The following is a 22,589-nucleotide window of genomic DNA, read 5'->3' on the forward strand; positions in this document are numbered from 1 at the left end:
GTCTGGCCCGTGAGGTCCCCAAGCGTCAACACGAACGTTCGTTTTCTTTGGTAGCCTTGCCCTATGCCCAAGGTCACTCAGCAGCACATGGACGCCCGCCGCAAGCAGATCCTGGACGCAGCGCGCCGTTGCTTCCTGCGTGACGGGTTCCACTCCACGTCCATGCAGGACCTGTTCGCGGAGTCGGGGCTGTCCGCGGGCGCGGTGTATCGGCACTTCACCAGCAAGGACGAGATGATCCTCGCGATCGCCGAGGAGAACATGCGCGATGTCCTGGACATCACGGTCGCCGTCGCGGCGAACCGGCGGGGCCGGTCCATGGGGGCGGTCATGGCGGAACTGCTCGACGTGATTCGGGTCAAGTCCGCCGAGGAGGGCGTGGCCGGCCTCGCGGTTCTGGTCTGGGGAGAGGCCATGCGCAACCGCTCGCTGGCGCGCAAGCTCGACGACCTCATGGGCGGCATGCGCGCCAATCTCGTCACTCTGGTCCGCGACCACCAGGAGCGGGGCGGTCTGCCGGCGAACGCGACCGCAGAGGGGATCGCTTCGACGATGCTCTCCGTCCTGCCCGGCTACATTCTGCAAGTGGCTCTGCTCGATCCGGCGGTGGTGGCCGAGGTGCCCGACGCGGTGCGGGCGCTGTGGCCGGGGCCGGCCGGTGAGCGCTGAGCGGTCTCCGGAACATCGGGCAGCCGCCCTCGACGGTGTCATCGAGGGCGGTGCTTCTTACCTTCGGCGAGTCCCGGGAGTTCCGTCCCGCAAGCCTCGATCGCGAGGGCCGTGTACGGATCAGCTGGTGCGGGCCACCGTGGTGATGAGCCTGGCCACGGCGCCGGGAGGTCGGCGTCCCCGTCCGATGCGCCCGGGAAGGGGACGAGGTCGAACACCGTCGTCGGATCCTGCACGATCACTCCCGAACCGGGCTCGGAAGCGGCGATCTCCCCTGCGGACTGTCCCTTCGCGGGGACGAAGGCGTCGATGTACACGAGCGCCTTGACACTGCTGTTGCCGAGGGCGGCGTTCGTGATGTCCATGCCGCCGGTCCGGCCTGCCCCTGACCGCCGCCAGGGGCCGCTCGCAGGACTTATCGCTGCTGCCCGAGCCAGTCGGTGAACCGGGTCTCGGCGATGTGTGCGTCAGGACCCGGCACGAGCGTGGTCTCCTCCAGTTCGGCACCGGAGTATGGGGCGCTCGGGTCGGTGACGACCGTGCGCGTGTCGTCCTTGGCGGCGAGTAGCTGACGGATGAGTTCGTCGAGCTGGAAGACGTCCGGGCCGGCGACCTCCACCACGCCGTTGACCGGGGCGCCGACCGCGGTGCGGCCGACGGCCGCTGCCACGTCGTCGGAGTGGACGGGCTGGAACTTGACGGGGGCCAGGCGCACGGTGTCGCCCTCCGTCGAGATGTCCGCGATCCCGCTCACGAACTCGAAGAACTGCGTGGCGTGGACGATGGAGTACGGGATGCCGGAGGCCTTGATCAGCTCTTCCTGCGCCTGCTTGGCACGGAAGTAGCCGCTCTCCTGAAGGCGGTCGGTACCGACCACGGACAACGCGACGTGGTGCGTCACACCGGCGTCCGCCTCGGCACGCAGCAGGTTGGCGGTCGAGGTGCGGAAGAAGTTCATGACGTCTTCGTCGACCCACGAGGGGGAGTTCGACACATCGACCACGACCGACGCGCCCCGCAGTGCCTCTTGCAGCCCTTCACCGGTCACGGTGTTGACGCCGGTGTTGGGCGAGGCCGCGACCGCCTCGTGCCCGTACTCGGCGAGCTTGCCCACCAGCTTCGAGCCGATGAGCCCGGTTCCACCGATCACTACGACCTTCATGGCGGTGTCCTTTCGTAGGTGTTCTTCGTGGGTGTTCATTGCAAGAATCGAGAAAATGCCCGGAACGGATCCCGGCGTTATTCGGCGAGCTTTCCGTCGGTCGAGACCTCCGCCATCAGGGAGGAAATCTCGTCGGGGATGGCAGGAATGCTTTCCCGGGTGATACCGGTCGTGGGCGACCACACGAGGTTCACCTGCTGCGCGGGATCGAGGTGGGGGTAGTCGCTGCGGTTGTGGCAGCCGCGGGTCTCCCGGCGCTCAAGTGCCGCTTCGAGGGTGGCCCGGGCCGCCAGCGCCGCGGACTTGAGATCAAAGGCGTGCGCGAGGTCCTGGAAGCCGGCGATGTCCGGGTGGACGCCGACGTCCTCCATGCGCTTCTCGATCGCCGCGAGCTCCGCGAGCCCGGCGCGCAGGCCTTCTTCGTCGCGTACGACTCCGGCGTGCTCGGTCATGGTGTTGCGGATGGCGCGCTGCAGGGCGCGTACGTTCTCCGGTCCGTCGGCCACCAGCAGCTCGTCGATCTCGGCGCGGGCCTCTGCGACAGCCGACGCCGACCGCGGCTGGGCGGTCAGGGACCGCGAGTAGGCGGCGGCCGCCTGGCCCGTGATACGGCCGAAGACCAGCAGCTCGATGAGACTGTTCCCACCGAGGCGGTTGGCACCGTGCAGGCCGCTCGACGCCTCACCGATGGCGTACAGGCCGCGCACGTCGGTGCTGTGGTCCTCGGGGCGTACCCACACCCCGCCCATCGAGTAGTGCGCGGTGGGCGCGATCTCGATCGGATCGCGGGTGATGTCCAGCATCTGCAGATCGAGCAGGGTCTGGTAGACGCGGGGGAGACGCGTCATGATCGTCTGCCGTGGCAGATGGGAGACGTCGAGCCACACTCCGCCCTTGGGCGTGCCCCGCCCCTCCTTGATCTCCGTGTAGGAGGCCAGGGCCACGCGGTCGCGGGTCGACAGCTCCATGCGGGCGGGGTCGTAGCGGTTCATGAACCGCTCGCCGAGCGCGTTGCGCAGGATGCCGCCCTCACCGCGCGCGGCCTCGCTGACGAGGGTGCCGGCCGCGTTCTCGGGCTCGATGATCCCGGAAGGATGGAACTGCACCAGCTCGGGGTCGCGAAGCCGGGCGCCGGCCTCCACGGCCAGGCGGAACGAGTCGCCCGTGTTCTCGTCGCGCCGGGAGGACGTCCGCCGCCAGATGCGAGTGTGACCACCCGCGGCGAGGATGACGGCGTCGGCGTGGATCAGGTACCGCGTGCCATGGGTGAGATCGAAGCCGTAGGCACCGAAGACGGCGCCGTCGTGGACCAGCAGCCGGGTGATGTAGACACCGTCGAGCACCGGAATGTTCAGCTGGTCCGCGCGCCGGATGAGCGTGCGCTGGATCTCCAGACCGGTGTAGTCGCCGGCGAAGGCGGTCCGCCGGAACGTGTGAGCGCCGAAGAAGCGCTGGGAGATCCGTCCGTCCTCCTCCCGGGCGAAGGCCATGCCGTAGCGCTCCAGGTCGCCGATGCCCCGGGCGGCGCCCTGGGTGACGATCTCCACGGTGCGGGGATCGGCGAGCAGGTAGCTCTCCTTGAGCGTGTCGGCCGCGTGCTGCTGCCAGCTGTCCTCGGGATCCATGGTGCCGAGCGCGGCATTGATTCCTCCGGCGGCAAGCGCCGTGTGCGCGTCCTCCTTGGGGCGCTTGCCGACCGCAAGGACGTCGACACCGGCCTCGGCCAGTTCGATCGCCGCGCGCAGCCCGGCACCTCCGGTGCCGATCACCAGCACCGTGGCGGAAATACGTTGTTCGGTGAGAGTCACGACCTACTCCGATCGCCGTGGGATTGTCACCCACTAGGACCGGGCCGTCCCGGAATCTGTGACAGCGCCCGGATCAGGCGTGGGCCGTCACAATCTCGCGGTCTGCACGGTCATACCTCCGGTCGTACTCCCAGGTGTCCTCCGGGCGTGAGGGCGTTGTGGCGGTGGCGTCCTCGGCGAGGGAATGAGGGTGTAAGTACGAATGACCGTTCGATCCGAAGGCCGGGCCATCCGGCCGCGCTCCGCTTCCGGCGGCACTGACCGCCTCGACCTCCGTGCGCGCCACGAGCGGCTGGTGCTGGCCAGGGTGCGCACGACGCAGGACCGGTTCGCGGACGCGATCACGGCCTTCGCGGGCACGATGGGCTTCGTCTACGTGCACGCCGTCTGGTTCACGGCGTGGATCGCCCTCAACCTCAGGCTGTTCGGCGCCGCGGCGGTCTTCGACCCCTACCCGTTCGGGCTGCTCACCATGATCGTGAGCCTTGAGGCCATCTTCCTGTCCACCTTCGTCATGGTGAGCCAGAACCGGCAAGCCGCACGGGAGAACGTCCGGGCCGATCTGGATTTCGAGACCGATCTCCGTGCCGAGATCTGGGCGGTGCACATAGGCAAGGCGCTCGGCCTGAATCCGCAGGAGATCGAGCTGCACGTCCAGGAGATCATCAAGCAGAGCAGGAGCGCGCTGGAATCGGGCTCCGACGTTCCGCCCGTGGCCCCGGATGCGCTGTGAACGCGGCTTTCGGGCGGCCGGTACCGGTGGGGCGGCACTCTCTTGCGACTGCTGTCGTGTGTGAGCACGAGACACACGACAGCAGTCGAAACGACATACGGCCGGGCGAGCAGCCGACGCCGTCGGCTACGAGGCCAGCCTGATGCTCGTCGGTGTTCCCCGCAGGGCCATCTTCGTGTAGGGGCAGAGCGAATCGGCCTTCTCCACGAGCGGGGCGGCGACGGCCAGGTCGATGTCCGGCCACTTGACCTCGAGGTCCACGTGCAACAGGTAGCCGCCGTCTTCCGGGTCCCGTCCAAAAGCCACGGTCGCTTCCACGCAGATCGCGGCGGGGTCGAGTGCGGCCTGCCGTGCGACCAGACTCAGCGCCCCGTGGAAACAGGCGGCGATACCGGCGGCGAACAACTGCTCGGGATTCGTCCCCTGACCGTCCCCGCCCAGTTCCGCGGGCATGCGCAGGTCGAGATCCAGGACGCCGTCGCTCGAGCGAGCCCTTCCCGAGGCCCGCCCGTGACTCGTCATTCCCCCGTTCACCGTCACGGTGGTGGTGTAGATCGGCGCGAAGGCCTCTCCGTCGAAGTCCCTGTCGGTGGACAGATCGGGCAACCGGGTCGGCTCGTTCACGGCATGTCTCCATCGGCGTCGCAGTGCACGGCCGGGCGCTGAGCCGAAACCGACGCCGCAGGGCTCACGTTCGTCGGCCTGTGTGCACCCCGCGGCCTGTTTGTACCGAGCCGCCGTGCGCTGCGGGATTCCGGGCGGCCGCGGGCAGAACCCGACGGACCGGTGATGACGAATGCCATAGGGGGCACCTTCGCGTATGGAGGGTTTCCAGATGCGGACAGTCAGTTGACCGACAGATCCCCGCCGTTGTGACAGTCGCCGTCGATTCGGGCGCCGGTGGGTCGCCTCGCGGCTGACGGAGGCTGCTGCGCACCCTGACGTGTGTCCGAGCCGAACCCTCTGACGCCCACATATAGTGACTTACGTAATATTCCGGACAAGCTACGGGCGGAAGGGCATGTCATGAAGTTCGCGGTCATCGGCGGTACGGGACTGATCGGGTCGCAGGTCGTCAAGGAGTTGAACGCCGCCGGGCACGAGGCGGTGCCGCACTCGCAGTCCACAGGGGTCGACATCCTCAGCGGTCAGGGTCTGGACGAGGCGGTCAGGGGAGCCGACGTCGTCATCAACCTGACGAACTCCCCGACCTTCGACGACGCCTCCCTCGCGTTCTTCCAGAACTCGATGGACAACCTCCTGGCGGCGGCCGACAAGGGCGGCGTCGGCCACTTCGTCATCCTCTCGATCGTCGGCACGGACCAGGTGCCCGAGCTGGACTACTACCGCGCCAAGGCGCTCCAGGAGAAGGTCCTCGCGGACGGGCCGATCCCCTATTCGATCGTCAGGGCCACGCAGTTCATGGACTTCATGGATGCGGTGTTGTCCTGGACCGCCGACGGGGACACCGTCCGGCTTCCCGCCACGCCCATTCAGCCCATCGCCTCCAGGGACGTCGCGCACGCGGTGGCGGAGGTGGCGGCCGGCGCCCCGCTGAACGGGATCCGCAACGTCGCCGGCCCCGAGATCTTCCCCCTGGACGAACTGGGCCGGATCACCCTGTCCCACAAGGGCGACCCCCGTACCGTCGTCACCGACCCCACCGCCGGTATGTTCGCCGTGGTCAAGGGCGACGTCCTCACCGACAAGAACGCGCACCTCGCGCCCACTCGCTACACCGACTGGCTTTCCTGACCGGGCGCGGCCGGGGCGTCCGGGGACGCCGTGTGCCGGCCCGGGGCCGCCGTTCATACGACGGCACCGCCATGGCGAGATCCATGGCGGTGCGCAGGGGAGGGGCTGTTCGCTGTCGTCGGCCGAGGTCCCGTGACTCCGTCGGGAACCGGCCAGTGCGCGGGCGGGAGCTCAGTCGGTGGGGCGGGGGGCGCGCAGGTGGGCCCGCTTCTCCAGCTCCTCGTCGTCGACCAGGGTGAGCATCGGCTGGTTCGGCGCACACATCATGAACACGATGTACTTGGCCGGCACCTCCGAGGAGGCGTTGCCGTTCTGGTAGTGGATCACCTCACCGCCCGGCTCCCAGAACGTCTCACCGGCCTTGATCACGTGCTCCGGCTCGCCCTCGAGCTCCCACCGGACCGCGCCTTCGAGGACGTAGCCGAAACACGGCCCCGAGTGACGGTGCGGAGGAGTCCCGGGGTCACCGGGAGCCCACTCGACGAGGACGGTCATTCCCGAAGCGCCCTCGGGAACGAAGGGCGGCTTGACGTCCGCCAGCATCTTCGGTCCGAATCCGGCCTCTGAGTGCATTTCGTGCATGGTGCCACCTCCGTGTACCGGCCCGGAACGGACGCGCTGGCGTCAGCGGTTCCAGGCTCACAACGACTTGATCTACAGCGAGTTTCACGCGGCGGGCGGCCACCGTCCGCCACCGTTGGGCCGGCTGTGGTCCCGGCAGCGCCGACATCGGCGCAGCGGTGCCGGGCTCCGAAGAGACCGGCTTGGCCGACCACCTGCTTGAGCGCAGTCGGCCGGCGCCCCGAACGTCGTGCTCCGCGCCGAAGGCATCGATGACGGGACAAGGGTCGTCCCTGCCCGGCTGCCTCCCGGCCCTCGGCATCCGGCCCGGCTTCGAGCTCAGCCGAACATGCCTACCTTGTAGCCGCCGGCCGGCTGCTGGGTGATGATGTTGATGCGGTTGTAGGCGTTGATGACGGCAATCAGGCTGGTCAGCGCCGCGAGTTGGTCCTCGTCGAAGTGCTTCGCGGCGTTCGCCCAGGCCTCGTCGGTGACACCACCGGCCGCGTCCGCGACGCGGGTGCCCTGCTCGGCCAGCTCCAGCGCCGCGCGCTCGGCCTCGGTGAAGACCGTCGCCTCCCGCCAGGCCGCGATCAGGTTGAGCCGTACCGAGGTCTCCCCGGCGTGGGTGGCTTCCTTGGTGTGCATGTCGGTGCAGAAGCCGCAGCCGTTGATCTGGCTGGCGCGGACCTCCACCAGATGCTGCACGGTGGCCGGCAGCGTCGAGTCCGAGAGCGCCTTGCTGGCGGAGACGAGGTGCTTGAGCACCTTGCCCGCGAGCGGATTGCCGTAGTAGTTGAGACGCGCGTCCATGGATCCTCCTTGCGGAATTGCTGGTACGCACTACTGACCGGGCAGGCCGCCGAGGTGTGACACCGACGCCTGATGTGACCCGGGTCTCGTTCGTCGTGTCGTCACCGCGCCCGGTTCGAGGGTTCGCCGGCTGTGCGCCCACCTTGATCACGAGACGCCGATCACCGCACGGGGCCGGCGGACACGTCGTCCATGTGCCGAAGGAGGTCACAGGAACGGCACGACCGCGGTTCCTGGGTGTCGCTACCAGGCAGGGACGCCGAGGAGACCGCCGAATGGCAGGCGTCCATCGATGCCGTCTTGCGGCACGCAGTACGTGGTGCTGTGACAGCCGACACTCCCCAGCCCTCGGCCGCCTCGCGTGCCACCGACCGCCCCGGGGATACCTCGCCTTTCGCTCCCTGCGGCGGGCGCACTGGCGGGTGGCCGATCTGGAGCCGGGCGAACGCGAGCAGCTGACAGGACTGCTGACCCGGTTCGCCCACTCCGCCGAGCACGACAAGGCATGACCACGCCCGGACGGGGACCGGTTCGCCCACGGCCGTACGGAAAGGGGCGAGGACGGTTCTCTACGGCGCGACGGAGGGGATGCCACCGGGCGCTGGGCGGTCGGAGGGGCTCGTCGGGGGACCGTCCCCGCCGCTCGGCTCCCGGACACCTCCCCGCCCGGCGGCCCGAGCCTTCAGCAGCGTGTCCGCGGCCGCTATGGCCTCGTCGACTGTCCGGGCCCCCATCGTGATGCACAGCGTGTAACTCACGTCCTCGAGTTCGCGTGCCCTCTCCCGCCCCTCGTTCCCGGCGAACGCGATCCGCAGGCACGCGTATCGGGTCAGCAGTCCTCTGACGACCTTCGGATTCGGAACAACGAGCACAGCCAGGCCCTCCCTTTCGACGTTCTGGTCACACCGGCGTGAGGGAAGACCGGTTGTCCCCGGCTTGTGTGACGAGCCGGGCTCCCGCCCGGTGCATTCCTGGGATGCGCGGCCGCGGGAGACGGCCGGTGTCACACGACGCGCGCTTGCCCGGTCAGAGGAGTGAGCCGAGGAACGTACCTGTCGTTGTTGCGCTGTGCCCGGTGAGGGGGAGAAGCCTATGGACGAGGCCGACGCGGTGCCGGTCGCCGAGCTGCTCGACGAGCGGCGGCACCTGCTGGAAGTCACCTACTGGATGCTGGGCGACTCCCGCGAGGCGGAGAACGTGGTCGGTGAGAGCTACCGTCGCTGGTACGGCCTGTCCGACGCGGAGCGTGGCCGGATCACTGCTCCCCGGCACTGGCTCACGAAGACCGCGGGCGGGATCTGCCTGGGCCTGCTCGCCCGCCCCCGCCGTGGCGTGACAGGTCGGCCTGACCGGACGGCGGAGCACCCGACGGAACCACCAGACGTCGAGGGCGCTCAGGCGGGCCTGGCGGAGGAGGTCAGCCGGGTTCTGCTGAACGCGCTGGACTCCCTGTCGCCGGCCGAGCGGGCGGCGTTCGTGCTCAACGACGTCTTCGGGATGGCCTCCGGCACGGTGGCCGACATCGTGGGACGCCCGGCGCCCGAGTGCGCCGAGCTCGCCGACCGTGCCCGCCGCAGCCTTCGGAGGCAGCGCTCGCACTCCACCCCTCCTGAGGAACAGGATCTCCTCGCCCGCACGGTCCGCCAGGCCTGCGTGGACGAGGATGCCGAACTGCTCGAGTCGCTGCTGTGTCCGGACGTCACGGCGTTCTTCGACGGCGGCGGCAAGGTCCGCGCACTGAGCAGGCCGGTGCACGGCAGCCGTCCGGTCGCCCACGGCCTGCTGACGCTCCTGGCCCGCCACCCTCGCACCACCCTGACCACCCGCTCCGTCAACGGGCGTACCGGCCTCGTCGTCCGTTACGACTGCCAGGCCGCCGCCGTCATCAGTCTCGACATCGCTGAACACCGTGTCGCGCAGGTGTGGGTTGTCCTCAATCCCGACAAGCTGCGGTCCTGGAACCAGCCCCCCACCCTCCCGGAATCCGGCTCGCACGGGGGCCCGTCACCGCAGGGCGACGGCTCGCTCTGACCGCCGGCGCCGCCGGGTCAGCTGCCGCCGACGAACGTGACCGTCTCCTCGAGCGGCGCCCGGCCGATACGGGGTTGGCCTGCCGTGACGTCCTCGTGCCCGATCGACATGCCGCAGAAGAGAAGGAGTTCGTCCGGCGGCGACAGGACGTCCGCGACGGTCCTGTGGTACTTCGCCCAGGCCATCTGCGCGCAGCTGTGCAGCCCTTCTGCGCGGAGCAGCAGCATCACGGACTGCAGATACATGCCCAGGTCCGACCACTGCGGCCGGCCCATGCCGCGGTCGACGTAGCAGAACAGGGCGGCCGGCGCCCCGAAACAGTCCCAGTTCGCGGCAGCGGCCCGCTGTCGCGCCTCCAGGTCCTCGCGCGCAATGCCGAGCGCGCCGTACCGCTGCTCGCCGAAGGCGGATCGGCGCTCCCGGTAAGGGCTCTTGAGGGCTGGGGGGTACTGCTCGTACTCGGGCTCGTCCCAGGGGTCGCCCGCGGCTATGCGTTCGCCGGCGCGCTTCTTGAGCTCGGCCAGCGGTCGGCCGGTAAGCACGTAGACCTGCCACGGCTGGAGGTTCGATGCGGAGGGTGCCCAGGCCGCGGCGGACAGCACGCGCTCCAGCACCTCCCGCGGTACCTGCTGGTCGGTGAAGCCCCGCACGGCTCGCCGACTCGCGACGGCCTCGTAGACATTCATGATCGCCCGCATCCCTTCTCCTTGAACACCCACGCAATCGTCTCACTCGATATAGTATCGGTCAATACTATCTCGGGTGAGTGTGACAGTGGGTGGAGAGGGGTGGGTGTGGTCATGCCTTGCCGTGCTCGGCGGGGTGGGCGAACCGGGTCAGCAGTCCTGTCAGCTGCTTGCGTTCACCCGGCTCCAGATCGGCCACCAGGCGCTCGGCCGGCGGCTCCGCCGCCACATGTGCCGCATCGAACAGTTCGACACCCCGTGGCGTGATCTCCACCGCCCGCACCCGCCGGTCTCCCGGAACCGCCTTGCGGACGGCCAGTCCCATCCGCTCCAGATCGTCCACGACCCTCATGACCCCCGCCTTGTCCGACCCCGTCGCCGGACCCAGGTCCCGCTGCACCGTCGGCCCCCGGTCGACCAGTACCAGCAGCACCGCGAAGTGCCGCAATTCGATACCCAGCGGGCGCAGCGCCTCCGTCATCACCCCGGCCACCCGCCAGTGCGCCCGCCGCAACAGGAGGGCGAGAGCGAAAGGCGAGGCGTCCCCGGGGCGGTCGGTGGCGCGCGAGGCGGTCGGCGGGGCGGCTTCGTGAGGTGCGCGGGTGGTCACGAGAACCACATTACAGCCATAGGTGCATTCGAGACGGTTTCATGTGAGTCAATCACAGATGGGGTGAGGTTCCGTGATGCGGCCTGAGCCGCGTGCCCTCGTAGTCACTTGACTGATGCATCGCCTCTCAGCCCGTCCCAGGCTCGTGGCGGACGGGAAGACGAGAGGGGACGAATCATGAGCGGCAAGGTCTTCGACACCGATGACGAGCCGGGGTGTGCTCGCAAAGCAGGCTGGGAGAGCCACGCCAGGTGGGGTGTCGAGCCGGAGCCGGTGACATGTCGAACGGTCGTGGCTCTCCTCGAAGAGGGGGCGGCGCTGCCGGTCATGACAGAGCTCCGCTATGACAGCGCGGAGCCGTACTCCGTGACCATGGCGTTCAACGCGGGCAGTGATCCGGTCATCGAGTGGGAGTTCGGCCGCGACCTCCTGGCCTCCGGCAGGCGGCGGCTCGACGGTTTCGGTGATGTGCAGGTCTGGCCCGACGAAATCCGTGGCCATGGGTTGGTGTACCTGTCGTTCCGGTCGGGCCGGGAGACGTTCGTCGTAGCCGCGTCCGCGATCGTGATCGACGAATTCCTGACCGCCACCTTCGACGTCGTGCCCCTCGGGGAGGAGAGGAGCTCTCTGGGGCCGGAGGGTTTTGCCGTCCAGCTGTAGGACGAGGCGCGACCTCAGAGAGTCGTGCGACTGATGGTCCACCCTCACCGACAGGAGGGTCGCCCCCGACGAGTAGCATGCTGAGCGGACCACCCCCCCTGGCGGAGAGAAGCTTCACGTGCTGTGCCCCCTGCTTGTCGTGCCGATGAACGAACGTCCGGCGCCTGAGCATCCCGCGGGCGCACGTGTCGGGACGCGGTTGTCGCGAACCCCGCAGAAGGCGGGATCCGCACGAGTGTGAGGGGGCGCGACGAGGAACTGCGCACCCTGCGGGGTCTGCTCGCGGACGCCGCAGCCGGGCACGGTGGTGCACTGCTGGTCCACGGCGCCGCCGGCGTCGGCAAGTCGGCTCTGCTGCGCACGGTCGGGGCCGAGGCCGCGGAAAGCGGCTTCAAGGTGCTCCGCACCTCCGGGGTGGAGCCCGAGCAGTGGCTGCCGTTCGCCGCACTGCAGATGCTGCTGCAGCCGGTCGCCCGTGGCATGAAGGACCTGTCGGATCCGCATCGGTCGGCGCTGAGCGCCGCGTTCAGCGCCAGCGACACCGAGCCCGAGATATACCGGGTCGGACTGCCCGTGCTTGAACTCCTCGCCGACGAGGCCAGCCTCCGGCCGCTCCTGCTGCTGGTGGACGACCTGCAGTGGATCGACTCCTCAAGCCGGGACGTGCTCAAGTTCGTCGCCCGGCGCACCCATGACCTCGCCATACAGGTGATCGCCGGCGCTCGGGTCCAGTACTCCGAGTCGTACGGACACCTGGACCTTCCGTTGCTGCCGCTCAGCCGGCCGGCCGCCGCCGAACTGCTCGATGCCGGCGCGCCCGACCTGCCGCCGTCGTTGCGGGCGCTCATCCTGGAGCGTGCGGCGGGCAATCCGCTGGCCCTGGTGGAACTGCCCAAGGCCGTCCAGGGCATGACCGCGCAGCTGGACGACCTGCCGCTGACCCAGCGGCTGGAGGACGCTTTCTCCGCACGTACCGATTCCGTGAGCCGGGAGTGCCGTACGTTGCTCCTGGTCCTGGCCGCCGAGCCGGCCGCGCCCCTGAACCTCCTGCTGGATCTGGCGAGCCGCCTCACCGGCTCTGCGGTCTCCGTCGACGCGGTGCAGGAGGCGGTCGACGCGGATCTGGTCACCCTGGTCGGTTTCACCGCCGAGTTCCGCCATCCGCTGATGCGCACGGCCATCTACAACCATGCGACACTCGCCGACCGGCTGGCCACCCACCGTGCCCTCGCAGCGGTGATGGAAGGGACCCCCGAGCGCCGACTCGCTCACGAGGCAGCGGCCACGATCGGGCCGGACGAGGAGCTTGCCGCTCGGCTCGAACGGTTCGCCGATGCGTCGCAGGCCGCAGGCAGGGCGGCCGCAGCCGTTCCGGCGCTGCGTCAGGCGGCCGACCTCGTCCTCGACGCTCAGCGCCGGACCGGCATCCTGGTCCGGGCGGCCGAATTGTCCAGCGAGATCAACCACAGCATCAGTGTCCAGGCGCTGCTGGACCGCATGGACATGAGCGTGCTGGACCCGGTCGACCGGGCTCGCCTGATGGTGGTGTCGGACAGTTCTGCTTTCGAACCGGGCGAGCCGGAACGACGGATCGAGGACATGGTCACCGCGGCGGCCGGAGCCTTCGACGCGGGAGCCCGAGACGTCGCGGAGAACCTCTTGTGGCGAGCCAGCGCGCGGTGCTTCTTCCAGGACGGCGACGCGCAGGTGCGGTCCCGGACCGCAGCGGAACTCGATCGATGGAGTCCCGATCCGAACGCCCCCCACGTGCTCGCGGTGCGGGCGTATGCCGAGCCGTACCGGCACGGGGCCGACGTGATCGCGCGGCTCGGCGGTATCGGAGCAGACCATCAGGACGGCCGGATCCTGCATTTCCTCGGCAGCGGTGCGATGGTGACGGGCGACGCCAGCCGCGCCGTCCAGTACCTCGCGGCGGCGGCCGCGGCATGGCGTTCGCAGGGCCGGCTCGGGCTTCTCGCCCGTTCACTGGCCGCCGCCTGGCCGCAGGTGTACCTCGGCCGGCTCGAGCGGGCTCGCGAGGAGTGCGCCGAAGGACTGGCCCTGGCCGAGGAGACCGGGGAGTGGATCGTCTGGCTGGGCTTGAAGGCTACGGCCGGCCTGGTGGCGGCGCTGCGCGGGGAAACCGAGCAGGCGACGCGGACGACCGGCGAACTGCGCACGCACGGCCTGTTCCTGCAGATGCCGTTCGTCACCGTGATGGCACAGCAGACCGACGGCTTGCTCGCGCTCTTCGAAGGCCGGGCAACGGAGGCGTACGACGTGCTGTCGCGCGCCTTCGATCCCGCGGATCCGCACTACCACTCGGTGAGCCGCTGGCTGCTCGCACCGGACCTGGCGGACGCCGCGGTCGCGGCGGGCACCGTACGGCAGGCCCGGGACCTACTGGCCGGTCTTCCGGAGCTGGCCGGTCGGCTGCCCTCGGAGATGATGGTGGTGGCGCACGCCTACACCGACGCGGTGCTGGCGCCGGACGACACCGCGGAGGAGCGTTACGCCGCGGCCCTGACCGCACTGCCGGCCGCATGGACGCTGTCGCGTGCCCGGCTCCGTCTGCACCACGGCCGGTGGCTGCGCCGCCAACGCCGCAACGTCGACGCCCGGAACCCGCTGCGGCTCGCCCGCGCCGAGTTCGACCGGGTCGGCGCGCGGCCCTGGGCCGAGATGGCCCGCGAACAGCTGCGTGCCACCGGCGAGTCGAGCGGTCGGCGGCACGCGAACACCGGCGATCAGCTGTCCGCCCAGGAGATGCAGATAGCCGTGCTGGCGTCGCGGGGGCTGAGCAACCGGGAGATCGGCCAGCGCCTGTTCATCTCGCACCGCACCGTCGGAGCGCACCTCTACCGCATCTACCCACGCCTGGGCATCACCGGCCGCGGCAAGCTGGCGGCCGCCCTCGCCGCGCTGCAGGACGAACAGGCCACGTCCGGCCTCTGACGGCTCGGGCGCCGAGCCGTGCGGGGGGCGGGCGTGGCCGGGGCCCCGGGCGGCTGCCTCTTCGTCCCCCCGTTCCGCTCCCTGTACTCGAACAGCCGGAGGGTCTCCTCCAGGCCCGGACAGGGGTCGGCGTCCGCGAGGCCGCCGGGGGTGAGGAAGGCCGGAGAGGTGATGTCAGGAGTGCTCATGCTGATCCTTGACGGGTGGTCGCCGCCGGGGCGGGGGAGGGGACACGGCCGGGGATCGCCGCCGGCAGCTCTCAGGTGTACGCGTGGCGGGGCCCGGCGAACAGCTCCCCTGGCGGCCCCGACTCGACGACCCGCCCGGCCCGCATGACGGCGACCTGGTGCGCGATCTGCCGACCGGCGGGTCAGCCCGCTCAGCGCTTGTCCGGTAACCAGCGCCGCGAGGGTGGCGAGCGCCGTGGTCCGCTACAGGCTGTTCCAGAAATCTGACAGCATGCTGGCTGTCTGCGCCGGGTCCTGAAGCATCCACCAGTGACCGAGTCCGTTGAGGTCGACGGCGCGAGCGCCGGCGCGCTGGGCAGCGCGGTGGCGGAGGGCGACGCTGCCGGCCGTGTGATCCTCGGTGGCGACGGGAACCAAACCCGGCCTTGCGGCCGCCGCGGGCAGACCTAGGCCGCGCTCGATCAGCACTGCCTGGGGCACGGACCGGTACAGCGCGAGAATGGCCTTGCCTCTGCGGGCCCTGACCGAGTGCCACCTCGCCGGCCGCCGGCTCGGGAATGCCCCAGTCGACCATGCGTGCTGCCCGCTCCTCGACGTCTCCCGAGAAGATCTCCTCGACGTGGCGCTCCCCGTCGCCCGGCGTCTGCCAGAGCTTCGCGATCTCATGCCAGGTGAAGTCCGGCTCGTAACCGCCGATGGTGTCGCTGACCCAGCTGCGGAGCAGGTCGGGACGGGCCATCGCCACCTCCAGGGCGTACCCTCCGCCGAAGTCGTGGCCGACGATGTCGACGGGCGCCTCGAATCGTGACAGCTCGTCGATGAGCCAGTCCCGGTAGTCGACGAACGTGGCGCCGAAGTTCGCGGGAAGCGGCGCACCGAACCCCGGAGGCGAAAGCAGGACCATCTCCTGCTGCTGAGACTTGGACAACTCGTTGATCAGCGGCGTCCACACCGCGGAGGTCACAGGAACGCCGTTGACGAAGACAATGGTCATAGGTGAATGACAACAACGGTCGGAGCAGGCCGTCCAAGACCCGTTTTGCACCTCGTCATGCAGTAATTGCATAACGCGTAGGCTATGGGCATGGGCATGCTTCCCGACCTGGACCTGCGACTTGTCCGGTACTTCACGGTCGTCGCCGAACAGCTGAACTTTGCCCGTGCAGCCGAGGAGCTACGGGTCGCCCAGCCCTCCCTGAGCCGTCAGATACAGCGGCTGGAGAACACCCTCGGCGTACGCCTGCTGGAGCGCACCACCCAGGGCAGCCGGCTCACCGCCGCCGGCGCGGCGTTCCTTCCACAGGCGCAACAGCTCCTGCACGGAGCTCGGCAGGCGGTGCTCACCGCACGCGCCGCCGCGCCGACGCGCACGATCACCATCGGGTACGCCGACGATCTGATCGTCACGCCCGCCGTACGCGATCTGCGCCACCGGCATCCCGACGCCCACGTCCGCACCCGCCACCTCGGCTCGCAGGACGCCGGTGCCCTGCCCGACCGGCAGGTCGACGCCCTCGTCATCCGCACACCACTGCCGATCCCGGCCGACGGCCTCGACCTGGCGGTCCTCTACGCCGAGCCTCGGGCCCTGCTCGTGCCCGCGTCCCACCGCCTGGCAGGGGAGGAGTCGGTCACCACTGCTGACATCTCCGCGGAACCACTCGCTGCACCGGCGCGAGTGCCGACTGGACCGCCTTCTGGCGGCTCGAACCCCGCCCGGACAACAACCCCGCCCCGCTCGGCCCCACCCTTGCCGACACCTACGACGACAAGCTTGAGGCCATCGCCGAGGGGAACGCCATCGCCGTCGTCCCGGCCGGCGACCTGCGTCACACCCTCCGCCCCGGCCTCGTCGCCGTTCCAGTCGACGAGGTCGAGCCCTGCCAGGTCGTCGTCGCCACCCGCGCTGCGGACACCAGCCTCCTCGTCGCGGAGTTTGTCGAGTCCGCGAAGAAGCTCCTCGTCCGCCACACCTGACCACTGGCTGCAGTCGGCCTCATAAGCCACGTCCGTCATGCAGCTCCTGCATGACGGGTTGCGAAACAAGCCTTGGACACGGCTGCCGACAGACCCGTTGGCTGGTCACATGACCGTCGACTACCGCGCACAGACCCGTAGACGTGATCAAGGTCGTCGACCGGGAGCCGGTCATCGAGGGCACAGCTGACTTCGACGTCAAGCACCAGATGACCCTCAAGGCCGGCTCCACGAATTGGAGCGAGAAGTTCACCATCTCCATTGCGCACACCACCAGCCAGGGCAAGTCCGACGGCGCCCTGCGACGAGTATCCGTTCGCCTCTACCACGGAAGGCGGCACGCAGCTTCCCGCCAACCAGCGGGTAGCGGGAGATCACCTGGGTGAAGGTCAGCGAGAACAAGTCCCAGGACGGACGTATCACCGCGTGGCGCGGCCAGATGCACGTCATGGACGACGACCCGTTCTACGTGATCGCCTGAGCCTCGCTACACTCCCGCCGAGCCAGCCAGGGTGCCTCCTCCCGCTTCGCCGCAGGAGGAGGCACCCTGCCCGTTCCAGGAGGCCCTCATGCTGGTCCGTGCGTCCTCGTTCACCGTCGAACTCGGCGAGAACGGCTACCTCGTCGGCTTCACCGACGACTACACCTACCCCGCCGAGATGCCCTTCGGCTGGCGCTGCGGCCCGGCCACCGACGCCAACGCCGTCGTCCTGACCACCACCGACACCGGCCCCCTGCGGATGACCATCGAGCTCCACGACGCCCCGCCCGCCCCGGAGACCGACGACGGGTGGGAGCGGGCCGAGGAACTCAGCCTGCGCCCAGAGCTGCCCGCCCTGCACCTGGCGACACTGGAGTCGGGCGACATCCTGGATGCGTGGCCCGACGAGGAGCCGCCCCTTGAGCTCCCCACCGCCCCGGACGGCGGAGACTGGGTGCGCATGCGCCTGTACTGCCACGCCGATGACCCGGAACCCGGCATCGGCGACCACGGCGAGCGCCACCTCATCCAGCTGTGGCCAGCCCCTGAAACGGCTCCCGTCCACCCGGAGATCACCGAGGCCGACCGGCAGCAGCGGGCCGAGTACGCCGCGTCGACGGCCGTGCCGGTGGGACTCGCTGGTCGAGATGTGACCGCCGGGTTCGGCGACGTTCAGGGTGTTCATGCCGTCGTCGAGGTAGGTGATCGTGGCCCGGCGGTAGTCGGCCGCGGTCAGGGCCGTGCCGTTGTTCGCGGCGGGCACCTGATCTGTCGGGAAGACCGCGGCGGCCCGGGTGGGCAGGTCGCTCTGGCCCCAGGCGGCCACCGTGGCGGCGTCCATCTGGTAGGGCGCGGCGCTGTCGGAGATCGGGACGCCGTAGACGACCGAAGTTGTGGCGGTGCCGTTGGTGGTGCCGGAGGTGCCGGGCGTCAGGGTGGGCCGGGAGACCTTCAGCAGCCTTCCGGCCGGGCCGTTGACGTCACTGCCGCTGCTGTAGCTGAGCGTCCAGGGCAGTTCGGCACCGGACGTGTACGTCGCCATGCGTCCGGCGGCGTCGTAGGTGTAGGTCTCCTTCTGGACGGCGGTGACCCGCGGGTCCCAGGCCTCGCGCAGCAACCCGGAGCAGGCGTAGGCGTACTGGGCCACGACGGTCGAGGTGGCCGCGCTCGCACCGGGGTCGGTGAGCCATACCTTCAGCTGCTTGACCTGGTCCTTGACGTCACCGAGGCTGCCGGCCGCGGCCGTGGTGGAGTCGGCGTAGACGAACTCCGGGACGCGGCAGCCTGCCGTGCTCGGCTTGGCGGCGCAGGCGGTGTTGTCTTTGTCGACCGCCTGTCGGGTGGGAGGAGGTACTTGGGCCGGCTGAGTGTGCGGGTACCGGAGGTCACCGGTTCCACGGCCACGGTGGTGGTGGAGTCCTCGGTGTCCCGCTGGGGCCCCGATCAAGTCGAGGGGAAAGGCCGTGATGGTGTCCTGGGTGGCTTGTCCTGAGCCTCGATTTCCGAGGCGAGTCCGGCCGGGGGAGCGCCTGATCGTAGATTGTGCGCATGATCGAGGAGACGTCGCCCGAGCGGTTAGATCGGTCCGACAGACGGAGGAACACGGCCCCGAAGAAGCCGAAGGGCGGGGGCGGGCTGCTGCGTTCGTCTGCGTTGATGGCGGCGGGCACGGTTGTCTCGCGTGCCACCGGGCTCATACGGCAGATGCTGCAGGCGGCCGCACTGGGTACCGGGCTGCTGGCCACTACCTACAACCAGGCCAACACAGTGCCCACGAGTTTGTACTTCCTGCTGATCGGCGGTGCGCTGAACTCCGTCCTGGTTCCTCAGCTGGTCCGGGCTCGGGCGGAAGACGCTGACGGCGGAGCCGCCTTCGAGCAGCGTCTGGTCACCCTGGTGCTCTGTGTCCTCGGTGTCGGGACCGCAGTGGCAACGTGGGCCGCTCCTGGAATCATCAGCGTCTACCAGCACGACACACCCGCCACCCACGACGCGTTCGAACTGACTGTGGTCTTCGCCCGCTTCCTGCTGCCGCAGATCTTCTTCTACGGAGTGTTCAGCATCTTCGGTCAGGTCCTCAACGCCCGGAATCGGTTCGGGGCGATGATGTGGACCCCGGTCCTCAACAACCTTGTCCTGATAGCCATGTTCGGCATCTATCTCGGTCTCATCACCGCCCCCGAACAGGTCACGGACATCACCGACTCCCAAGTCAGACTGCTCGGGGTCGGAACCACACTCGCGTTGGCCATCCAGGCTCTCGCCCTGATCCCCTACGCTCGCGCCGCCGGTTTCCGGTTCCGCCTGCGCTTCGACTGGCGAGGCACCGGACTGCGCAAGAGCGTGAACGCGGCCCGTTGGACGCTGCTCTTCGTGCTGGCCAACCTCGTGGCGAGCACCGTGGTCACCCGGCTGGCATCCGCCGCCGACGCCGCTCTGCCCCAGGACGGCGTCGGCTACACCGCCTACAGCTACGCCCAGCAGATCTGGATGCTGCCCCAGTCGATCGTCACGGTCTCCCTCGTGACGGCCCTGCTCCCGCGCATGAGCCGGGCCGTGGCCGAACACCGTCTGGACGACCTGCGCGCCGACCTGTCCCGCGCGCTGCGGGTCAGCGGCGTCGTCATCGTCCCGGCTGCCTTCTTCTTCCTCGCCTTCGGCCCGCAGATCGCACAGCTGCTGTTCGCCCACGGCGCCGCCGACACAGCCGCCACTGTTCCCCTGGGGCACATGCTGCAAGCCTTCGGTCTGGGACTGATCCCGTTCTCCGGCCAGTACCTCCTGCTGCGCGGCTTCTATGCCTTCGAGGACACCCGCACACCGTTCCGGATGGCAGTGTGGATCAGCGGCATCAACATCGCGCTCGCCGCGGCCTGCCACCTTCTGCTGTCTCCGCAGTGGGCCGTGACGGGTATGGCCGCCGGTTACGCTCTGTCCTACGCGATCGGCCTACTGCTGACCGCCTTGCGTCTCAGGCGACACACGGAAGGGCTGCTCGATGGCCGACGCATCAGTCGCACTTACGCGAAGCTGACCACGGCTGCCACCGCGGCCGGCGCTGCTGGGTGGTTCATCGCCCGCTCCTGCGACCAGAGCCTGGCATCGGCCTCGTGGACGCCGGCGCTCTCGCTGGCTGCTGGCGGCATGGCCATGGTCCTTCTGTTCCTGGTCTTCGCGCGGATCTTGCGGATCGCCGAACTGCGCAGCCTGCCGGGGCTGGGCTGACCCGGGCACGAGTGGACACATTCGGTCGATCTGTGACGTCGAAGGCGTGTGGATCTGACCGGTCGGCTTGAGGTGCACTGCGAATACGCACTCGACATGAAGTGGCCACCGCGGGACCTGTGGTGCGGCTGCCCCCCCCGCCCGGGGGAGACGAGAGCGGCGGGTTGTCCCCGCCGCTCTCGTCTCTTGTTCGTTGTGTCAGCTGGTGAAGTAGAAGTAGTTCCAGGCGCCGTATGTGGTGGTGTTCACGTTGTCGCCTGAGGAGGGGTCGATGTAAGAGGTGCGTACCCGGGCGCGTACGCCGGACGTCCCGGCGTGGCCGAGGTTGACGATGGACTTGCCGCTGGTGCCGAGGGAGAAGTACTCCGAGTCCGTGGTGTACCACTTGCCGCCTGAGTAGACCTGGAGGTCCAGGCGCTCCTTGCGACCCTTGTAGTAGGTCATCGTGGTGGTCAGGACGGCGTCGGTGTTCTTGTGGTAGTAGCGGTAGCGGGTCGAACCGATCGTGCCGGTGCGGTAGTACTTGGACAGTGAACTGGCGATCTTCACGTGTGCGTAGGCGGTGGACTTGACGGTCCGCCCGGCGTAGCGGGCGTCGCCCTTGAAGACGGCGGTCACGGCGGTGTCCCGGGACATGGTGACGGTGGCCGACAGGTTGCCGTGCGAATCGGTCTTGCCGGTCCTCAGCAGCTTGTTCGGCTTGTCTGCGCCGTACGGGTCGGCCCAGATCTCCACCGTGCGGTTGCTGTACGTGGTGCCGAGGTGGGCGGTGAAGACCACGTTCTTGCCGTAGTCGTACGCCTTCTTGTTGTTGGTGAGCGTCAGGGCGGGCGTGACCCGGGTGACGTTGACGGTGTCCGAGGCGGATGCCGGGGTGTGCGCGGCGTCCCCGGGGTAGGTCACGGTGTAGCGGACCTTGCCGCCGGCCGGGGGCGCGTCGGTGAAGGAGAACGTGCCGTTCGCGCCCAGCGTCCTGGTGCCGAGCGACGTGCCCGACGGGGACAGCAGGTCGGTGCGCACGACGTCCAGCAGGGTGCCGGCCGGCAGCTTCAGACCGGTCGTGAGCGTGCCCTTGACGGTGAGTGCCTTGGCGCGCGTGCCGGTGGCCGGGGCGTCGGCGGTGAGCTTGGCGACGTACTTGCGCGGTTCGGTGACGGTCTGGAAGTCCCTGAACTCGGAGGTCCCGGTCAGCACGAACAGTTTCGTGCCATCCGCCGACCAGGCCGTCGAGTGCCCGCCCCACGGCATCCACGCGTCCGACAGGTTGCGGACGCTGGCCGGGGCGTCCGCGCCACCGGGGAACACGTAGGTGTCGCCGGTGTTCTCGGTGTCGAGCGCGGTCGCCGCGACCGTGCCGTCCGGGGCGACGCTGACGGTCTCCGGCTCGTCCTTGACCGGGTACTCGTGCACCATCTGCAGGTCGGAGAGCCGGTATTCGGTGACCGCCCGGTTGCCCGGCCCGGCCACGACGATCGACTGCCCGTCCGGCATGAGCGCGCCGTCCCGGTAGAAGCCGCCCTCGTTCGCGGCGACGCGGATGACCGGCGTACCGGATGACACGTCGTAGACGATGATCGGCCCGCTGCTGATGCCGGGGTCCAGGGCGACCAGGGTGTCGGGGTTCGCCGGGTCGGCGAACAGCCTCGGCGTAGTAGCGAAGTCGTGGTCGCCGGCGAGGTCGAGGGTCACGGTGGCCGGGTCGGCGGTCAGGTCGATGCGGCCGAGCCCGGAATCCCACTGGTCGCCGTAGCCGAACCAGATACGGCCCTCGGTGAGGGCGATCCAGCGCGGTGCCGTCCCGGCGCCGGTCGGGTACTCGGCGGTCTGCGTGAGCGTCGTGGTGTCGAACGCGACGATCTTGTCCGCTCCAGTGACCGCGGCGTACAGGGTGCTGCCGTCCGGACTCAGCTGAAGGTCGGACACCTGGGGCAGGCCGGTGAGCTTGTTGAGCACCTTGCCGGTGTAACTCACGACGGAGATCGTGCTGTCGCCGCTGATGTAGAGGTGCTGGTGGGTGCCGTCGACGACGGTGTCGTTCACGGTGCCGACGCTGATGGGCACGCTGGTGTCGGCGGCCGCCGGTCCGGCCACCAGTACCGCGGAGCTGAAAAGGGCTGCCGTCGCGACAGCAGCCGAAAGTGTGCGGATACGCACGGTGATTCGACCCCCCAAGGGCGTGTGACTGCTGTGTGTGCAGCCTGTGCCGGCCCCGTGGCCGGTGAGTGAAGCGTAGGCCAGGGCTCCGACACCCCACGCAGCACCCTCAGTTGGGCAG

20 protein-coding genes and 1 pseudogene are annotated in these 22,589 nt (G+C 69.3%); 9 read left to right on the forward strand and 12 right to left on the reverse strand.

All coding sequences use genetic code 11. The features are described 5' to 3' along the window. The first annotated feature begins 63 nt into the window (after nt 1-63). Nucleotides 64-669 carry a TetR/AcrR family transcriptional regulator gene (locus AB0G52_RS35750; RefSeq protein WP_361342545.1) on the forward strand — a complete coding sequence of 202 codons (606 nt, stop codon included), beginning with the start codon at nt 64-66 and terminating at the stop codon, nt 667-669. 38 nt (nt 670-707) lie between these two features. Here the strand turns inward: AB0G52_RS35750 and AB0G52_RS35755 are convergent, their stop codons facing one another. The 3 genes from AB0G52_RS35755 to AB0G52_RS35765 form a co-directional block, all read right to left on the reverse strand. Then, complete coding sequence (locus AB0G52_RS35755) at nt 708-1,034, reverse strand: hypothetical protein (RefSeq protein WP_361342548.1); 327 nt, start codon at nt 1,032-1,034, stop codon at nt 708-710. 50 nt (nt 1,035-1,084) lie between these two features. Further along, entirely contained in the window at nt 1,085-1,831 is a 747-nt protein-coding gene (locus AB0G52_RS35760; protein WP_132890960.1) for an SDR family oxidoreductase, read from the reverse strand. Nucleotides 1,832-1,908: 77 nt separating this feature from the next. After that, nucleotides 1,909-3,639, reverse strand: a complete 1,731-nt coding sequence (locus tag AB0G52_RS35765; protein ID WP_132890959.1) for an FAD-binding protein — start codon at nt 3,637-3,639, stop codon at nt 1,909-1,911. Nucleotides 3,640-3,841: 202 nt separating this feature from the next. Here AB0G52_RS35765 and AB0G52_RS35770 point away from each other — a divergent pair, with 202 nt between their 5' ends. Further along, nucleotides 3,842-4,372: a DUF1003 domain-containing protein gene (locus AB0G52_RS35770; RefSeq protein ID WP_132890958.1), complete on the forward strand. Its 531-nt coding sequence runs from the start codon at nt 3,842-3,844 to the stop codon at nt 4,370-4,372. A 126-nt stretch (nt 4,373-4,498) separates the two neighbouring features. Here the strand turns inward: AB0G52_RS35770 and AB0G52_RS35775 are convergent, their stop codons facing one another. After that, nucleotides 4,499-4,996, reverse strand: a complete 498-nt coding sequence (locus AB0G52_RS35775; protein WP_132890957.1) for an Ohr family peroxiredoxin — start codon at nt 4,994-4,996, stop codon at nt 4,499-4,501. A 402-nt stretch (nt 4,997-5,398) separates the two neighbouring features. On the opposite strand from AB0G52_RS35775, the gene AB0G52_RS35780 reads away from it, so the two are divergent. After that, nucleotides 5,399-6,127: an SDR family oxidoreductase gene (locus AB0G52_RS35780; protein WP_132890956.1), complete on the forward strand. Its 729-nt coding sequence runs from the start codon at nt 5,399-5,401 to the stop codon at nt 6,125-6,127. 171 nt (nt 6,128-6,298) lie between these two features. Here AB0G52_RS35780 and AB0G52_RS35785 read toward each other — a convergent pair whose 3' ends face one another. From AB0G52_RS35785 to AB0G52_RS35795, 3 genes are all read right to left on the reverse strand, one after another. Beyond that, on the reverse strand, nt 6,299-6,700 hold the full coding sequence (locus tag AB0G52_RS35785; RefSeq protein WP_361342555.1) for a cupin domain-containing protein: 402 nt from the start codon (nt 6,698-6,700) through the stop codon (nt 6,299-6,301). 327 nt (nt 6,701-7,027) lie between these two features. Continuing rightward, nucleotides 7,028-7,501: a carboxymuconolactone decarboxylase family protein gene (locus AB0G52_RS35790; protein ID WP_132890954.1), complete on the reverse strand. Its 474-nt coding sequence runs from the start codon at nt 7,499-7,501 to the stop codon at nt 7,028-7,030. A gap of 569 nt (nt 7,502-8,070) precedes the next feature. Beyond that, complete coding sequence (locus tag AB0G52_RS35795; RefSeq protein WP_361342559.1) at nt 8,071-8,661, reverse strand: DUF5133 domain-containing protein; 591 nt, start codon at nt 8,659-8,661, stop codon at nt 8,071-8,073. Between AB0G52_RS35795 and AB0G52_RS35800 the strand changes: the two genes are divergently transcribed. Further along, nucleotides 8,594-9,532: an RNA polymerase subunit sigma gene (locus AB0G52_RS35800; RefSeq protein WP_132890952.1), complete on the forward strand. Its 939-nt coding sequence runs from the start codon at nt 8,594-8,596 to the stop codon at nt 9,530-9,532. The genes AB0G52_RS35795 and AB0G52_RS35800 overlap by 68 nt on opposite strands. Nucleotides 9,533-9,549: 17 nt before the next feature. Here AB0G52_RS35800 and AB0G52_RS35805 read toward each other — a convergent pair whose 3' ends face one another. Next, a complete protein-coding gene (locus AB0G52_RS35805) occupies nt 9,550-10,218 on the reverse strand; it encodes a nitroreductase (RefSeq protein WP_361342648.1) in 669 nt (222 codons plus the stop codon). 112 nt (nt 10,219-10,330) lie between these two features. Then, nucleotides 10,331-10,828: a MarR family transcriptional regulator gene (locus AB0G52_RS35810; RefSeq protein ID WP_132890951.1), complete on the reverse strand. Its 498-nt coding sequence runs from the start codon at nt 10,826-10,828 to the stop codon at nt 10,331-10,333. A 177-nt stretch (nt 10,829-11,005) separates the two neighbouring features. Here AB0G52_RS35810 and AB0G52_RS35815 point away from each other — a divergent pair, with 177 nt between their 5' ends. Beyond that, complete coding sequence (locus AB0G52_RS35815) at nt 11,006-11,488, forward strand: SsgA family sporulation/cell division regulator (protein WP_361342563.1); 483 nt, start codon at nt 11,006-11,008, stop codon at nt 11,486-11,488. 237 nt (nt 11,489-11,725) lie between these two features. After that, nucleotides 11,726-14,443 (forward strand): AAA family ATPase, encoded by a 2,718-nt coding sequence (locus AB0G52_RS35820; protein WP_361342566.1) that lies wholly within the window; start codon nt 11,726-11,728, stop codon nt 14,441-14,443. 174 nt (nt 14,444-14,617) lie between these two features. Here AB0G52_RS35820 and AB0G52_RS35825 read toward each other — a convergent pair whose 3' ends face one another. Next, the gene (locus AB0G52_RS35825) at nt 14,618-15,697 is read right to left on the reverse strand and encodes an alpha/beta hydrolase (RefSeq protein WP_361342569.1); all 1,080 of its coding nucleotides are present in this window, start codon (nt 15,695-15,697) and stop codon (nt 14,618-14,620) included. A gap of 12 nt (nt 15,698-15,709) precedes the next feature. On the opposite strand from AB0G52_RS35825, the pseudogene AB0G52_RS35830 reads away from it, so the two are divergent. Next, a pseudogene (locus AB0G52_RS35830) lies at nt 15,710-16,608 on the forward strand (LysR family transcriptional regulator). Nucleotides 16,609-16,751: 143 nt separating this feature from the next. Continuing rightward, a complete protein-coding gene (locus tag AB0G52_RS35835; RefSeq protein WP_132890948.1) occupies nt 16,752-16,994 on the forward strand; it encodes a hypothetical protein in 243 nt (80 codons plus the stop codon). A gap of 60 nt (nt 16,995-17,054) precedes the next feature. On the opposite strand, the gene AB0G52_RS35840 is transcribed toward AB0G52_RS35835, so the two are convergent. After that, nucleotides 17,055-18,536, reverse strand: a complete 1,482-nt coding sequence (locus AB0G52_RS35840) for a hypothetical protein (protein ID WP_361342572.1) — start codon at nt 18,534-18,536, stop codon at nt 17,055-17,057. A 101-nt stretch (nt 18,537-18,637) separates the two neighbouring features. Between AB0G52_RS35840 and murJ the strand changes: the two genes are divergently transcribed. Continuing rightward, a complete protein-coding gene (gene murJ / locus AB0G52_RS35845) occupies nt 18,638-20,314 on the forward strand; it encodes a murein biosynthesis integral membrane protein MurJ (protein WP_361342575.1) in 1,677 nt (558 codons plus the stop codon). A gap of 198 nt (nt 20,315-20,512) precedes the next feature. Here murJ and AB0G52_RS35850 read toward each other — a convergent pair whose 3' ends face one another. Further along, complete coding sequence (locus AB0G52_RS35850; protein WP_361342578.1) at nt 20,513-22,468, reverse strand: Ig-like domain repeat protein; 1,956 nt, start codon at nt 22,466-22,468, stop codon at nt 20,513-20,515. Nucleotides 22,469-22,589: the final 121 nt, after the last annotated feature.

This window comes from Streptomyces sp. NPDC021562 (genome assembly GCF_040640875.1).
GTDB lineage: Bacteria > Actinomycetota > Actinomycetes > Streptomycetales > Streptomycetaceae > Streptomyces.